This is a genomic window from Janthinobacterium sp. Bl 1 (assembly GCF_058215535.1).
Map to the genome: position 1 here is coordinate 2,488,874 of NZ_CM177086.1, position 15,417 is coordinate 2,504,290.

The window sequence follows — 15,417 nt, forward strand, 5'->3', positions numbered from 1 at the left end:
CCAGGCGCGGCGCCTGGCGTGGGTGGACTGCTTCAGACGACGAAGTTGGCGCCCGTCAACTGCGTGATGTTCACGCCGCTGAGCAGCACCAGCGCCGTGTCGATGGCGTTGGCGTTGCTCAGGTCAGTCGAGTGATACACGGTCACGGCGCCGCTGTTTTGCGCATCGGCGATGACGATGTAGCCCTGTCCCGACAAGACGCTGTCGTCGGCCGCGATGGCGCTGGCCGCCGCGCCGATCGACACGGACGTGCCGTCGAAGATGAACAGGTTGTTGTTGCCAAAGTCCGTGCTCACGTTGACGCCCACGGCCACCGATGCCGTCAGGTCGGCGATGGCCGACATGTCGATCACGTCGCCGCCGGCGGCCGGCAAGCCCGTGCTGAAGTCGGCCACCGTCAGCGGGTTGTGCAGGGCATTCTGGCTCAGCACGAACAGCTGGCTCGCGTCCGTCAGGTCGGCCTGGGCCTGGGCCGCCGCTGCCGCCGCGGCATCGGCATTCGCCGCCACCGTCAGAGAGCCAGCGTCCGTCAGATCGGCCTGTGCCTGGGCCTGCAGGGCGGCGGCCGCGGCCGCGTCGGCTGCCAGTTGCAGGGCGCTGGCGTCCGTCAGGGCCGCTGCCTGCGCCGCTGCCAGCGCCGCTGCCGTTGCCGCATCGGCGGCCTGCGTGAGGGCCACGGCATCGGTCTGGTCGGCGATGGCTTGCACGGCGGCGGCGTTGGCCGCATCCGCATTCGCCACGACGGCCAGGGCGCTGGCGTCGGTTTGCGCGGCGATGGCGTTTGCTTGCACCAGGGCGGCATCGGCTGCCTGCGCATCGGCATTGGCCTGAGCTGCCGCCGCGTCGTCCGCCTGCGCGGCATCCGCATTGGCATGCGCTTGCGCCGCAGCCGCTGCCGCGCTGGCGGCGGCCGCATCGTCGGCTTGTGCCGCTTGCAGGGCCAGCAGCGAGGCCGCGGCCTGCGCCTGCGCCAGCGGCGCGGCCGCATCGGCCGCATGGGCTGCCGCTGCCGCTGCTATCGCATTATTGGCGTTGACGGTGGCCGCCGCTGCCGCCGCATCGTCGGCCTGCGCCGCCTGGGTGATTGCCAGCGAGGCTGCGGCCTGGGCCGCTGCGGCCGCGGCCGCATCATCGTCGTTCTGCGCTGCCGTGGCCGCTGCCAGTGCGCTGGCCGCCGTTGCCGCCGTGCTGACGGCCAGCGCGTCGGCGGCGATGGCGGCCGTGTGCGCGGCGGTGGCGGCAGCGGCATTGGCCGCTGCCTGGTTGGCGGCCGTGTCATCGGCCTGCGCCGCCTGGGCTGCAAGCAGCGATGCCGCCGCTGCTGCGGCGCTGGCGGTGGCGGCAGCATCGGCGGCTGCCGCTGCCGTGGCAGCCGCTTGCGCCAGCGCGGCGGTTGCGGCGGCMYMGGCGGCGGCCTGGTCGTCGGCGACGGCGGCATCGTGCGCCGCCTGGGCGTTGGCGGCGTTGGCAGCCGCCAGCGCGGCAGCCGCGTCATCGGCCTGCGCCGCCTGCGTGGCGGCCAGGGTGATGGCAGCCGCAACGGCTGCTGCCGCTGCCGCAACATCGGCGTCATGCGCGTTTTGCGCCGCCAACTGGGCTGCCGCTGCCGCGGCGGCCGTGGCGGCGACGTCGGCGTCGGCTGCCAGCGCTGCATCGAGCGCCAGTTGCGCATTGGCGGCGGCTGTGGCGGCTGCTGCCGCGGTGGCGTCGTCCGCCTGGGCATTGAGAGTGGCGGCCAGGGAAATGGCCGCTTGCGCGGCTGCCGCTGCCGCAGCGGCATCGGCGTTTTGCGCCGCGACGGCCGCTGCATGCGCGGCAACCGCATTGGCGGCAGCGGTGGCTGCCGCCGCATCGTCCGCCTGGGCCGCCGCCAGCGCCGCATGGGCGGCAGCCGCATTGGCATTGGCCTGGGCCGCGTCATCGGCCGCACTCTGGGCGGCAAGGAGGAGGTTCAGTTTCAGGGTCTTGTCATTGTCCGCATCCGTGGCATTGACATCGGCCGTGACGGCTGCAGTCAGATTGGCGATGGCCACGTTGAGCGCGATCTGGGCATTGGCGGCTGCCGTGTCGGTCAATTGCGCCGCCAGCGCAGCCGCCGCGGAGAGGGCGGCCGTGTGCGCGGCATTGGCGGCCGCATCGTCGGCGGCCAGGGCCAGGCTGGCCGCGTTCAGTGCGTTGTTGGCCGCCGTGGCGAGGGTGGCCAGCGCGCTATCGGCCGCCAGCGCCGCGTCGGAAAGAAGCTGTGCCGCGGCCGCGGCCGCTGCCGTGCTTGCCGCCGTGGCGTCGTCGGCCGCTGCGGCATTGGCGGCAGCGAGCGAAGCGCTGGCCGTCACTATCGCCGCGTTGAGTGCGGTCGTGGCGTCATTCAGGGCCGTTTGCGCGTTGGCCGCTGCCGTGGCTGCCGTAGCGGCGAGGCTGTCGTCGTTCAGCGCCTGGTTCAGCGCGGCCAGTGCGCTCGCTGCCGCTGCCGCAGTCGTTCCAACGGCGGCATCGGCGGCCAGGGCGGCCTGCGTGGCGGCCAGCGAGATCGATGCCGTGAGGGCGGCAGTGGCAGCGGCAATATCGTCCGCTTGCGCGTGCTGCGTGGCGGCGGCCGAGATGGCAGCAATGGCGGCGGCCGCCGCAGCGGCCGTGTCGGCGGCGGTGGCGGCAACGGCGGCGGCCGTTGCATTGGTAGCGTTCAGCGCAGCCGCAGCGGCCGCCGCATCGTCGGCCAGGGCCGCATTCAGGGCGGCCAGCGCGTTGGCGGCGATGGTAGCGGCGCTGGCGGCGGCGTTGTCGGCCAGTTGTGCCGCCTGCTCGGCCGCTTGCGAGACGCTGGCAACGGTGGCGGCCGTTGCAGCGGCCAGATCGTCGGCGACGGCGGTGGCAGCGGCCGCGCTTGCCGTCACGGCGGCAGCGGCCGTGGCGGCCGCATTCGCGTCCGCCTGCAAGGCCGTATTCAGGGCGGCCAGGGCATTGGCCGCTGTTGCTGCCGTTGCGGCGGCGGCGGCATCGGCCGCCTGCGCCGCCTGTGCCGCGGCCAGCKMGCTGGCCGCGACGCGTGCGTCCAGCGCMGCGAGCGTGGCGTCCAGCGCCGCCGCCGTGGCCGCCGCCTGGGAAGTCAGGGCCAGGGTGGCGGCGGCGGTGGCGGCACTGTCGGCCGCGAGCGCATTGTTCAGGGTGGTCAGGGATGCCGCCGCCGCGGCTGCTGTTGAAGCGGCCGCCGCATCATCGGCCTGTGCCGATTGCGCGGCGGCGAGCGACAAGGATGCCGTGGTGGCGGCGACCGTGGCCGCCAGCGCTGCCGTCACGTTTAATGGATGGGCTGCTGAATAAGCGGCCAGGGCGGCCGCATTCGCGGCGTCGGTGTTGGCGATGGTGGTCAGTGCGGCTGCATCCGTCAGGGCGGCCTTGGTGGCCGCCACGGTGGCGGCCGTGACGTTGAGCGTGTGGGCGGTACCGAGCAGGACGGCATCCGTGAGGCCGGCGACGGTGGCAGCGGCCGTGGCGGCGGTGGCATTGACGGTCGCAGCCAGGCCCAGGGCGACGGCGTCCGTCAGGTTGGCTGTCGTCTGTGCTGCCGTGGCGGCAGCGGCGTCAACGGTCGCTACCAGGCCCAGGGCGACGGCGTCCGTCAGTGCGGCGGTGGCGGCAGCTGTGTTGGCGGCACCCGTGGCGGCCGTCGACACGGTGCCCAGGGCCACCGCATCGGTCAGGTTGGCAACAGCGGCGGCGGTGCTGGCGGCCGTGTTGGCGGCCGTCGAGACGAGGCCCAATGCCACGGCGTCGGTCAGGTTGGCCGTCGTTTGCAGGGCGGCAGCGGCAGCCGCATCGGCCGTCGCGACCAGGCCCAGTGCCGTGGCGTCCGTCAGCGCGGCGGTGGAGGCCGCCGTATTGGCGGCGGTTGTGGCGGCCGCCGAGACGGTGCCCAGGGCCACGGCATCGGTCAGGTTGGCAACATTCGTCGCCGTATTGGCGGCGGCTGCGGCGGCCGTGGCGAGCAGGCCCAGGGCGGCGGCGTCCGTCAGGTCGGCCGTTGCCTGCAGGGTGGCGGCCACGGTGGCGTCGGCGGTCGAGATCAAGCCCAGGGCCGCGGCGTCCGTCAGCGCCGCCAGGCTGGCGGCCGAGGAGGCGACCAGCGCATCGGCATTCGAGATGAGGCTCAGCGTGGTGGCATCGGTCTGGCCCGCCGTCGTGACGGCCAAGGCTGCCGCCGCGTCGGCTGCGGAAGAGACCAGGCCCAATGCCACGGCGTCGGTCAGGTTGGCAACTGATTGTGCCGCCGTCAGCGCGTTTTGCGCCAGCGTATTGGCAGCCGTCAAGGTGTTGACAGCCGTTTGCGCGGCAAGTTCAGCGGCGGCGTCGGTGGTGGAAATGAGCCCCAGCGCGCCGGCATCGGTCAGTGCGGCCGTGGCGGCGGCGGCGGTGGCGGCGGCTTGCGCGGCCGCGGCGGCACTCACTGCCGAGATATCGATCCCGCCAAGGGCGGCAGCGGCTTCTGCCGCCGAGACGGCAGCGGCCGCCGCAGTGACGAGCGCTACTGCATCGGTCAGGTTGGCTGTCACTTGCAAGGCGGCTGCCGCCGCCGCGTCGGTGGTGGCGGTCGCTGCAAGGGTGATGGTATCCGTCAGGCTGGCAGTGATTTCGGCGTTATCGGCATCGGTCTGCAAGGCATTGACGGTGGCCGTCAGATCGAGCACGCTGGTCTCGCCGGCCGTCACGTTGGCGGCCAGGGCGGCGAGGTTGGCGAGGTTGAAGGCGTTGAGTGCAACGTTGACGTCCAGCAAGCTGGCTTGCGCATTGGCGGCCGCCGCGTCGGCATCGGCCTGGTCGGCCGCTTGCTGCAGGGCGACGACATCGGTCTGGTCGGCCACTGTCTGGGCATTGGCGGCATCGCTGGCTGCGGCTGCGTCGGCAGCGGCCAGGGCCGCCGCATCCGTCTGGTTGGCCGTCGTTTGCGCGGCCAGCGCGGCGGCCGCATCGGCGTCGGAAACCACTTGCAGGGCGGCCGCGTCCGTCAATGCTGCCTGCGCGGCGGCGGCGATGGCGGTATTGGCGGCCGCATCGGCCGTGATTTGCAGGGCTGCCGCGTCGCTCAGGCTGGCTGTGACGACGGCGTTGGCCGCCACAGTGGCGGCAAGGGCGGCGGCGGCGTCGAGCGCGGCGGCATCGCTACTGGCGGCCAGGGCGGCGGCGGCCGCCGTGGCAGCGTCGGCATCGGAAATCAGGGCCAGCGCAGCCGCATCCGTCAAGCCGGCCTGCAGTTGCGCCGCGTCCGACGCCAGAGTGGCGGCATCGGCGATCAGGCCCAGGGTGGGCGCGTCCGTCATGTTCGCTTGCGTCTGGGCATTGGCGGCGTTCGTCGCGGCGGCATTGGCGGCCGCTTGCAGGGCGACGGCGTCCGTGGCATTGGCGATGGCGGCGTCCTGGGCGGCAACGCCGGCGTCGGCGTCCGCTGCCATCGTCAGGGCGACGGCATCGGTGAGGTTTGCCTGTGCATCGGCGGCAATGGAGGCATTCGCGGCGGCGGTGGCGGCAATGCCCAGTGCCGTGGCGTCGCTGGCATTGGCAGCGGTCGCTGCATCGGCCGCAGCGGTGGCCGCGGCGTTCGCGGCGGCAGCCAGGGCGGCGGCATCGGTGACATCGGCCAGTTCGGTCGCAGCGGCAGACGCGGCGGCATCCGCATCCGAGACGAGGGCCAGGGCAGCGGCATCGGTAAAGCTGGCCTGGATGCCGGCCGAGACGGCGGTGTTGGCGGCGGCGGTTGCCGCCAGGTCCAGCGCGGCAGCGTCCGTGGCATTGGCCAGCGCCGTGGCGGCAGCGGCAGCGGCGGCATCATTGGCCGAAATGACGCCAAGTGCTGCCGCATCGGTCAGTGCTGCCTGGGTGTTGGCTGCGGCGGCGACCACGTCGGCCGCATCGGCGATGGCTTGCAGGGCAGGGGCATTGGTCTGGTCCGCTTGCGTTTGCGCCGCATCGGCGGCGGCCTGCGCGGCGGCGGCGTTGGCGGCGGCCGTGGCGGCAGCCGCATCGTCATTTTGTGCCGAGGTGGCGGCAGCCTGGGATATGGCGGCGGTAGCAGCCGCCGCAGCGGCAGCGTTGTCATCATTCGTGGCGGCGGTCGCGGCCGCTTGTGCGCCGGGGACGACAGCGGCAGTGCTGACCGCCAGCGCATCGTCGCTGGTGGCGCTATTGGCGGCGAGCAAGGCTGCGGCAGCGTCAGCGGCCGCTTGCGCCGCCAGCTGGTCGGCCAGGAGGGCCGCATTTGCCGCGGCCAGCGAAGCTGCGGCCGTGGCCGCTGCAGCCGCCGCCGCCGCGTCATCGGCCAGGGCATTGGCGGCGGCCGCCGCGGCGGCGGCGGCGGCCAGCACGGCTGCATCGGTCACGACGGTGGTGGTGGATTGATTGCCAGTGCCACCGCCGGTCGAGCCGCCTGTGCCACCGGTACCGCCCGTGCCGCCCGTCCCGGTGCCGCCTCCGGTACCACCCGTGCCGCCTGTGCCCGTGCCGCCACCGGTGCCGCCTCCGGTGCCGGAACCGCCAGCCGCAGCGCCACCGCCTCCGCCACCGCCTGCCGCTGCGGCAACGAGGCCAAGGCCGCCGAGCGCGCCCAGCACGCCAAGTCCGCCCAGGCCGCCCGCAGCGCCCGCGCCCGCACCGCTACCGGCGCCAGCCGACGCCCCGGCGACATCCACGACACTGCCGCTGGGAATGCCGGCCGCCCCGGCGCCTGTGCCCGTCGCGCCTGCGCCGCCACCATTGTTATCGCTTTGCGGCGTGCCGAGGTCGGCACTGCTATTGCCGGCCTGGCCTGTGGCCGCGCCACTGCCACCGGCTGCCAGGGCGGCTGCCGCCACAGCGGCCGCCGCGCCCACGGCGCCGGCATTGCCGCTGGCGGCGCTTCCCGTGACTTCCACGACATTTTCAGGCGGCATGGTCGCGCTGGCATCGTCCCCTTTGATCAGTTCATCTTCGTCATACTGCTTGCGGTCACCGTTTTTCGGGTCGACGGCTTTTTTTGCAGGCGTCGCGAGCTTGGCGCCAGCGCCTTCGGCATTGACGGGAACTTGTGCTGGATTTTGGGTGGTGGCCATTTGAAAGTCTCCGGAAAAGGTTAAGTATTCGTGCAATTTTCTAAAATAATAAAAAATCAATAATCTGCTGCGATTCCTTGCTTGCTCCGGCGAGGCTTGGGCCGTGGTTGAACTCTGGTGTTTCCGATGTTGATAGTGGCAAGTAAAACATAATTGGGAAAAAAACGCTGGGGCAAAAGAGCGCTACTTCGGTAATATTAAAAATGTTATTTTCGTATTCGTTTTATGCGTCGCCACTTTCCTGTGTTTTGTTGCACCGGCAACTGGCTTGTCCGGCGGGACGCAAGGGCAAGGTACAGCCTTTGCACGACGAATGGGCAGGCCTCCACTCTGAGGATAGTTTCAATTTTGAAACTTCCAATTTCATTTTGATCACTTCCAATGACATTATTTTCTCTGGCGTCATGTAGCTGAATAATCACGAATTGTCACGAAACAGGTGTTTTCGGCTGAGTCTGCTGTCTTGCCCGCGTATTTCTGCGTCTTTTATCCAAAAAACCGCCTTGCTATCGAATTGCTAGTTGTTGTTTTTTGAATGCCGATTATCAAATATGATTGGTAATAAAATACGATAGAAATAATTATTTGTAATTTTAATATCTAATTAATGCTATCGAATGAATAGTCTTGTTGTGGCGGAGAGGAGTTTTTATAATAACTATCGCTAAGGTAGTTATTATTCTCGGGGGCTGAATGGAGTAGAAATACAAAACGCCCCGGCGGGCGGGGCGTTTTGTATGGGAGGAAATATTGCGCTGTCAGCCTTCCTCGCGCCAGCGGCGCAGGCGGATAGCGGCGTAAATCAGCGCCGCGCCTGCCGCCGCACCCAGCCAGACGGCTGGCAAGGTCAGGCTGGACCAGGAATTGCTGAACACATCGATGCGTGTCATGTGCGATCCCTCCTCTGCCAGGGCGTGCATTTGCGGCAGCAGGCCCGGCTCGAACAGATACCAGCTGCCAGGAAGGGTGCCCAGCAGGGCACGTCCGATGACATTCATCTGTATCCAGTCGACGCCGCTTTCCGTTTGCGCCAGTTTGCCCGCCCAGACGGTCAGGATGAGCAGCAGCAGCGGCACGCCGACGGCCCACAGGAAGACTTTCGACTTGGCCCAGCTCGATACCATCAGCAGCCAGCCGACCGTCGGCAAGGCCCACAGGCAATACACGGGCAGCAAGCCGAACACGCGCAGCGGTCCCAGGTACAGGCCGGGGGTGGCGAGCAGCTCGGCAAACACGTGGATGCCGTTGGCCGCCAGCACGCCGCTCAGGATCAGGATCAGGGCCAGCGAAGTCAGGCTGGCGGCGGCGGCCACGATCAGCGGCGCGACCAGCAGGGCGATGGCCGCTTTCGACAGCACCGTCTGCGCATCGGAGATGGGCAGCGATTTCCAGAACAGCACGCTGCGGTCGCGGCGGTCGTCATGCAGGGCGCTCAGGCAATAGAAGAACACGAGGAAACCCAGCGCCAGGAACAGCGGCGCGGCCGCGTACGTGTAGTTGTTGGCGACGGCGTCGATGATTTCCGTGCGGCGCGGGCCGAAGGTGCGGGTATTGAAGACGGTGCTCCAGGACACTTCCTCACCATTGACGATCAGTGCCGTGCGCATCTTGGTCTTGGCGATGGTACCTATCGTCATCAAGGCGCCCAGCACGGTCATGGCGATGCCGATCAGGGCGGGTGTCCATACCAGCATGCCCTTGTGTTCCCACAGTTCACGCCGGATCAGCCATTGCATCTTGTTGGCAGGGGAAATGCTCATTGGTACGATCCTTTCATGGTCGCGACAAACAGGTCAGCCAGGCTGGGCGTACGCACTTCGCCCAGGGCGGCCAGCTGGGCGCGGGCGACGCCATCGAACAGCATCACCGACTTGCCGAACACGCTGCGTTCGCTGATCGGCTGCAGGGCGCGCGCCGGATTGACGTGCTGCGGGCCCACCATCACCTCGATATAGCGCTCGCCCACTTCTTCCATGCTTGAGGCCAGCACGATCTTGCCGTCGCGAATGAACATCAGGTCGCTGAGGATGTGTTCCACTTCCTCGATCTGGTGCGTGGTGATGACGATGGTCTTGTTTTCATCGAAATAGTCTTCCAGCAAGTTCTGGTAGAACTGCTTGCGGTACAGGATGTCCAGGCCGAGGGTCGGCTCGTCGAGCACCAGCAGTTTGGCGTCGATGGCCATCACCAGCGCCAGGTGCAGCTGCACCACCATGCCTTTCGACATGGCCTTGACCTTCATCTTCGGCGACAGCTTGGTATGGGCCAGGTAGCGTTCTGCCTTGCTGCGGTCGAAACGTGGATGCACGCCAGCAACGAAGTCGATGGCGTCGGCCACGCGCAGCCAGCCCGGCAGGATGGCCACGTCGGCGATGAAGCAGACGTCGTCCATCAGCGCATCGCGCTGCACGCGCGGATCGCGCCCCAGCACCGACAAGTCGCCTTCGAAGCCCGTCAGGCCCAGGATGGCTTTCAGGGTGGTGGTCTTGCCGGAACCGTTTGGCCCGATCAAGCCGACGATGCGCCCAGGCGCGATATCGAAGCTGATGCCGGCTATGGCCACCTGCTTGCCATATTGCTTGTGCAAGCCGCGCGCGCTGATGACGCTGTCCTTGTTCAATGCATTCATGCGTTCTCTCCGTGTGCGCCGCTGTCGCGGCTCGCTTGCAGTAGTTGTTCGAGGTTCAGGCCCAGTTGCGTGATGCGTTCCAGCATCGCCGGCCATTCTTCGCGCATGAAGCGCTCGCGTTCACTGGCCAGCAATTTGTCGCGGGCGCCTTCCAAGACATACATACCGAGTCCTCTGCGTTTTTCCACCAGGGCATCGTCGACCAGTTCCTGGTAGGCGCGCGACACCGTGATGGGATTCAATTGATAGTCGGCCGCCACCTGGCGCACCGAAGGCAGGGCGTCGCCCGACTGCAGCACGCCATCGAGCATCATGCCCACCACCCTGGCCTTGAGCTGGCGGTAGATGGGGCTATTGTCGTTCCATTCCGCGCTCATGGGATGCGCTCCGACAAGGGCGGGGCGGCGCGGCGCGTGAAAAATGCGGTAGGCATCGAAGCTCCGTGATGTATTGAGTTGGTGTTGTAGTTAACTATAACACGGGGAGCGAGCGCATGCGCGCGGCGACTCACCTCAGCCGCGCCTGCAAGTCCAGCGCATTGAACAGGGCGGCCCCGGCCGCCGTATTGTCGAAGATGCACCAGCTGTCCGCCTGCGCCGATGCGTGCAATTCGGCGGCCAGCGCCGCCAGGTAATCGGCCGGATAGTCCGAATAATATATTTTCGGACTGCCGTGCAGGCGCACGTAGGCCACGTTGGTCGTCGGCACGTGCGGGCCCGGCTGGCCTGCGGGCGGATCGGCGCGCACGCGCGTGATGCGCTGCATTGTTAACAGCTCGGTCGCGCCTTGCTCGAACCAGCTGGGGTGGCGCGCCTCGCACGCGAGCATGCCATCGAAGCGCTGGCGCAGCGCACTGAAAAATGCGGCGGCCACGTCCGTTTCGAATCGCAGGCTGGGCGGCAGCTGCACCAGTACGCAGCCCAGCTTGCTTCCCAATTCCCCCACTTCCGACGCAAAGCGATCGAGTTCGGCCTCACCATCGCGCAAGCGCCGTTCGTGTGTGATGCTGCGCGGCAATTTCACGCTGAAGCGGAAATGGTCGGGCACGCTGGCGGCCCAGCGCGCATAGGTGGCGCCCTGGTGCGGGCGGTAGAAGGAGCTGTTGATTTCCACGCAGTCGAGCACTTGGGCATAGCGCTGCAAGTGGCTGCCATCGAGGGGGAAGTGGCTGGCGGCGGCGCTGGAAATACTCCAGCCGGCCGTGCCGATGTAAACAGTATGCATGGCGCCATTACAGCAAGGCCAGGCGGGCCCGGCTATCGGACAAACGCCCGTGCCTCCGTCGGCGCAGACCTAGTCGATGATGTTGCCGTTCAGGTCGTGGCGCGTGATGTTGCCGCGCGCATCGATGGCGATCCAGCCGCCGCGCGGCGGCGTGACATCGCATTCCCAGTCGGGCAAGACGTAGCGCAGGGTATGGCCGACCCGGTGCAGAGCAGGGCGGTGCGTGTGGCCGTGGATCATGACGGTGCTCGCGTGTTCGGCAAACACTTGCGCGACAGCATCGGGCGTGACATCCATGATGTCCATGGATTTTTCGCCATTGTGCTCGCGGCTGCTCTTGCGCAAACCGTCGATGATGGCCTTGCGCTGCGCCAGCGGCATGGACAGGAACTGTTTTTGCCAGGCGGGCTGGCGTACCATGGCGCGAAATTCCATGTATTGCACGTCTTTCGTGCATTCGGCGTCGCCATGCAGCAGGACGATGCGCTGGCCGGCGATCGTGGCCACGTGCGGTTCGCTGAGCAGGGTGGCGCCGGCGGCGGCGGCAAAGCCGGAGCCGACAAGAAAGTCGCGGTTGCCGGCGATCCAGTAGACGTGCACGCCAGCATCGCTGACGGCGCGGATGGCGGCCGTCATGCGCGCATTGAACGGGTCTTCCAGGTCATCGTCGCCGGCCCAGTATTCGAACAGGTCGCCCAATAGATACAGCGCTTGCGCATATTGCGCATGGTGTTCCAGGAAAGAAAGAAACGCCGCGCTCGTGCGCGGGTGCGAGCTCTGCAGATGCAGGTCGGAAATAAAGAGTGCGGCAGGCATTGTCATCGTTCAACGCTCCCAAAAAGTGATGTGCATGGAAAAGCGCAAACGCGGCAATGCCTGTTATTCATGATGCTGAAGCCTGATTACGCGGCTTCTACCTTCTCGATGATCACGTCCGTCACTGGTACGTCGGCGAACATGCCGGCGCGCGAGGTTTTCACGGCGCGGATGGCGTCGACGACTTCCTTGCCTTCGGTGACTTTGCCGAACACGGCGTAGCCCCAGCCGTCCTGGCCTGGATAGTCGAGGAAGCTGTTGTTCTTGATGTTGATGAAGAACTGGGCCGATGCCGAGTGCGGATCCGACGTGCGGGCCATGGCCAGCGTGTAGGTATCGTTTTTCAGGCCGTTCTTGGCTTCGTTTTCCACGGTGGTGTCGGCTGGCTTTTGTTTCATGCCTGGCTCGAAACCGCCGCCCTGGATCATGAAGCCGTCGATGACGCGGTGGAAAATCGTGTTGTCGTAGTGACCGGCTTTCATGTAGGCCAGGAAGTTGGCAACCGTTTTCGGCGCTTTTTCGGCGTCCAGTTCAGCGGTGATCTTGCCCAGATTGGTGGTGATGATGACGGAGGTCATGATGATCCTTAATAAATTGGATGAATAATTGATTCAGCGGCGCCAGGCAGGCCGGCGCCGCAAAAACGCTATTTTACAGTTTTGCGGGCGCGGATTTGAGTAAAGTCGCCGATTCGATCACCACGGGGGTGACCGGCACGTTCTGGTGCGGGCCCTTGTCGGCAACGGGCACGGCCTTGATCTTGTCGACCACGTCCATGCCGCTGACGACTTTGCCGAACACCGTGTAGCCGAAACCGTCTCGGCCAGGGTAGTCGAGCGCGCCATTGTCGTTGACGTTGATAAAGAATTGCGCGGTGGCCGAATGCGGGTCGCCCGTGCGCGCCATGGCGATGCTGTAGGTGACGTTTTGCAAGCCGTTTTGCGCTTCATTCTTGATCGGCGCCTTGGTGGCTTTCTGCTTCATGTTCTTGTCGAAGCCGCCGCCCTGTATCATGAAGCCGTCGATGACGCGGTGAAACACCGTGCCCTTGTAGTAACCGCTTTTGACGTACTGCAAGAAATTGGCCACGCTGTGCGGCGCTTTTTCCTGGTTCAGTTCCAGCACGATCTCGCCCATGCTGGTTTTCAGGGCCACGTGGGGCGTGGGGTCGAGGGCGGTCGCCGGAGCGGCTGCCACGACGGCGCTGCCCAGGGTCAGGCCGGCAAACAGGGTGCAAAAACGGGCCAGGAAAGACAGGCGTTTCGATTTGATTTCTTGCATGAAGGCGTCCTTGATCGTTATTTTTCTCTAAACTTGCTTTAATTGTAAAGAAATGAAAATTCGGTTGAACATCGTAAAAACCTGATTCATATCGGGCCAGTATGGTTTTTATCAATGTTATACTTGACCGCTAACGCCCTAATTCTAACAAACAAGAACAACAATACAGCGGGTCGTCCCGTCTCGGCGCACACGGCAGTTCTGTGGCGCGGCACCCCCGGTGTCCGCGCCTGTCTGTCGTTTTGCCAGGCTGGCGGCCGCTCCACTTGCAAAGTACGATGAGCAATCTAAAGATTTACAACACCCTGGCGCGCGAGAAGCAGGTATTCGTCCCGATGGAAGCGGGCAAGGTACGCATGTACGTGTGCGGCATGACCATCTACGATTATTGCCATATCGGCCATGCGCGCATGATGATGGCGTTCGACGTCATCTACCGCTGGCTGAAAGCGTCCGGTTTCGACGTCACCTATGTGCGCAACATTACGGACATCGACGACAAGATCATCCGCCGCGCCGTGGAAAACGGCGAGACGATTTCCCAGCTGACGACGCGTTTCACCCAGTACATGGATGAAGACACGGCCGCGCTGGGCATCCTGACACCCGACCACACGCCGCGCGCCACCGAATACGTGCCGCAGATGCTGCACCTGATCGAGCAGCTGGAAGCGAAAGACCTGGCTTACCAGGGCGCGGATGGCGACGTGAACTATGCCGTGCGCAATTTCCCCCATTACGGCAAGCTGTCGGGCAAGTCGCTCGACGACCTGCGCGCGGGCGAACGTGTCGACGTGAACACGGGCAAGCGCGATCCGCTTGACTTCGTGCTGTGGAAGTCGTCGAAGGATGCCGAGCCGGAAGAAGTCAAATGGGATTCGAAGTGGGGCAAGGGCCGCCCGGGCTGGCATATAGAATGCTCGGCCATGTCCTGCGCCTTGCTTGGTGAACAGTTCGACATCCATGGCGGCGGCGCGGACTTGCAATTCCCGCACCACGAAAACGAGATCGCCCAATCCGAGGGCGCGTTCGGCCATACCAGCGTCAATTACTGGATACATAACGGCTTCGTGCGCCTGGACAATGAAAAGATGTCCAAGTCGCTCGGCAATTTCTTCACCATCCGCGAAGTGCTGCAAAAGTTCGATGCCGAAGTCATCCGCTTCTTCATCCTGCGCGCGCACTACCGCAGCCCCCTCAATTACTCGGACGTGCACCTCGATGATGCGCGCCTGTCCCTGACCCGTTTGTACACGGCGTTGGCCGACGTGGCGGTGGAAGAGGGCGCCATCGACTGGAACGAGGCACATGCCGTGCGCGTGCGCGAAGCGATGGATGACGATTTCAACACGCCGCTGGCCGTGGCCGCCCTGTTCGACCTGGCAACGGAAGTCAACAAGAGCAAGTCGCCGGTTCTGGCGCGTCAATTGAAGGGCCTGGCGGGCGTATTCGGCTTGCTGGAACGCACGCCGCAGCAATTCCTTCAAGCAACCGTCGGCGCCGCAGCCGGTGGCGTCGATGAAGCCGCCGGCATTGAAGCGGCCATCGCGGCGCGCAGCGCGGCGAAAAAGGCGCGCGACTTTGCGCAGTCCGACAAGATCCGCGCCGACTTGCTGGCAGCGGGCATCATTCTCGAAGACAAGCCTGACGGCTCGACCAACTGGCGCCGCGCATGATGCCAACGTCCAGGGAAAACGGGGAAGCGCCGGTAGCCGCGCAGGTGATCCAGGTGCCGCATTACTGGGAAGAGGCGAAGATCGAGCTGATGAAGCGCGACCGCATCATGAAAAAGCTCATCCCGCAATTTGGCGACCTGCACCTGGTTGGCCACAGCGACCCGTTTACGACCCTGGCCCGTTCGCTGGTGGGGCAGCAGATCACGCCCAAGGCGGCCGACGCTGCCTGGAAAAAGCTGCTGCTTGCTTGCCCGAAATGCACGCCGTCGCAAGTGTTGAAGGCAGGCGCCGAGCAGCTGTCCGCCTGCGGCTTGTCCAAACGCAAGACCGAATACATCCTCGACCTGGCCGACCATTTCAAGGCCAAACGCGTGCACGCGAGCCAGTGGGATCAGATGGATGACGAAGCCGTCATCGCCGAACTGGTGCAGATCCGCGGCATCGGCCGCTGGACAGCCGAGATGTTTCTGATATTTAATCTGCTCCGGCCGAATGTCTTGCCGCTCGACGACCCCGGTTTGATTCAGGGCATCAGCGTCAATTATTTCTCCGGTGAACCAGTTTCCCGCAGCGATGCGCGCGAAGTTTCCGCCAATTGGGAACCGTGGCGCACCGTGGCGACGTGGTATTTGTGGCGCAGTCTCGACCCTGCAGCCGCTCCTGCCGCACCCGATGCAGCCCCCGGCGCAGCAGCCGGTACGGTAAAATAAACATA

General features: G+C 65.8%; 10 protein-coding genes. 2 read left to right on the top strand and 8 right to left on the bottom strand.

Features of this window, described 5'->3' with window-relative positions; genetic code table 11:
- Positions 1–32 precede the first annotated feature (32 nt).
- From AC4BCN_RS11310 to AC4BCN_RS11345, 8 genes are all read right to left on the bottom strand, one after another.
- The gene (locus AC4BCN_RS11310; protein WP_490493316.1) at positions 33–7,076 is read right to left on the bottom strand and encodes a hypothetical protein; all 7,044 of its coding nucleotides are present in this window, start codon (positions 7,074–7,076) and stop codon (positions 33–35) included.
- Between the two features lie 758 nt (positions 7,077–7,834).
- Positions 7,835–8,836 carry a hypothetical protein gene (locus AC4BCN_RS11315; protein ID WP_490493317.1) on the bottom strand — a complete coding sequence of 334 codons (1,002 nt, stop codon included), beginning with the start codon at positions 8,834–8,836 and terminating at the stop codon, positions 7,835–7,837.
- Positions 8,833–9,705 (bottom strand): ABC transporter ATP-binding protein, encoded by an 873-nt coding sequence (locus AC4BCN_RS11320; RefSeq protein WP_128139830.1) that lies wholly within the window; start codon positions 9,703–9,705, stop codon positions 8,833–8,835. Before AC4BCN_RS11320 ends, AC4BCN_RS11315 begins: the two co-directional genes overlap by 4 nt.
- Entirely contained in the window at positions 9,702–10,082 is a 381-nt protein-coding gene (locus tag AC4BCN_RS11325; protein ID WP_092712515.1) for a GntR family transcriptional regulator, read from the bottom strand. Before AC4BCN_RS11325 ends, AC4BCN_RS11320 begins: the two co-directional genes overlap by 4 nt.
- A gap of 130 nt (positions 10,083–10,212) precedes the next feature.
- Positions 10,213–10,929, bottom strand: a complete 717-nt coding sequence (locus tag AC4BCN_RS11330) for a DUF72 domain-containing protein (protein WP_490493318.1) — start codon at positions 10,927–10,929, stop codon at positions 10,213–10,215.
- A gap of 69 nt (positions 10,930–10,998) precedes the next feature.
- Positions 10,999–11,745, bottom strand: a complete 747-nt coding sequence (locus AC4BCN_RS11335; protein ID WP_139091274.1) for a UDP-2,3-diacylglucosamine diphosphatase — start codon at positions 11,743–11,745, stop codon at positions 10,999–11,001.
- Positions 11,746–11,831: 86 nt separating this feature from the next.
- Positions 11,832–12,323, bottom strand: a complete 492-nt coding sequence (locus AC4BCN_RS11340) for a peptidylprolyl isomerase (protein ID WP_034756945.1) — start codon at positions 12,321–12,323, stop codon at positions 11,832–11,834.
- 73 nt (positions 12,324–12,396) lie between these two features.
- Positions 12,397–13,026, bottom strand: a complete 630-nt coding sequence (locus AC4BCN_RS11345) for a peptidylprolyl isomerase (protein WP_181877859.1) — start codon at positions 13,024–13,026, stop codon at positions 12,397–12,399.
- 278 nt (positions 13,027–13,304) lie between these two features.
- Between AC4BCN_RS11345 and cysS the strand changes: the two genes are divergently transcribed.
- Both cysS and AC4BCN_RS11355 read left to right on the top strand, forming a co-directional pair.
- Positions 13,305–14,702: a cysteine--tRNA ligase gene (cysS, locus tag AC4BCN_RS11350; RefSeq protein WP_490493319.1), complete on the top strand. Its 1,398-nt coding sequence runs from the start codon at positions 13,305–13,307 to the stop codon at positions 14,700–14,702.
- Positions 14,699–15,412, top strand: coding sequence for a DNA-3-methyladenine glycosylase family protein (locus tag AC4BCN_RS11355; protein ID WP_431520310.1), 714 nt, complete (start codon positions 14,699–14,701; stop codon positions 15,410–15,412). The genes cysS and AC4BCN_RS11355 overlap by 4 nt, the downstream gene beginning before the upstream one ends.
- Positions 15,413–15,417 lie beyond the last annotated feature (5 nt).

Coding starts and splice junctions, on each gene's coding strand:
- AC4BCN_RS11315 (WP_490493317.1), bottom strand. CDS start 8,836: ATGAGCATTTCCCCTGCCAACAAGATGCAATGGCTGATCCGGCGTGAA.
- AC4BCN_RS11320 (WP_128139830.1), bottom strand. CDS start 9,705: ATGAATGCATTGAACAAGGACAGCGTCATCAGCGCGCGCGGCTTGCAC.
- AC4BCN_RS11325 (WP_092712515.1), bottom strand. CDS start 10,082: ATGAGCGCGGAATGGAACGACAATAGCCCCATCTACCGCCAGCTCAAG.
- AC4BCN_RS11330 (WP_490493318.1), bottom strand. CDS start 10,929: ATGCATACTGTTTACATCGGCACGGCCGGCTGGAGTATTTCCAGCGCC.
- AC4BCN_RS11335 (WP_139091274.1), bottom strand. CDS start 11,745: ATGCCTGCCGCACTCTTTATTTCCGACCTGCATCTGCAGAGCTCGCAC.
- AC4BCN_RS11340 (WP_034756945.1), bottom strand. CDS start 12,323: ATGACCTCCGTCATCATCACCACCAATCTGGGCAAGATCACCGCTGAA.
- AC4BCN_RS11345 (WP_181877859.1), bottom strand. CDS start 13,026: ATGCAAGAAATCAAATCGAAACGCCTGTCTTTCCTGGCCCGTTTTTGC.
- cysS (WP_490493319.1), top strand. CDS start 13,305: ATGAGCAATCTAAAGATTTACAACACCCTGGCGCGCGAGAAGCAGGTA.
- AC4BCN_RS11355 (WP_431520310.1), top strand. CDS start 14,699: ATGATGCCAACGTCCAGGGAAAACGGGGAAGCGCCGGTAGCCGCGCAG.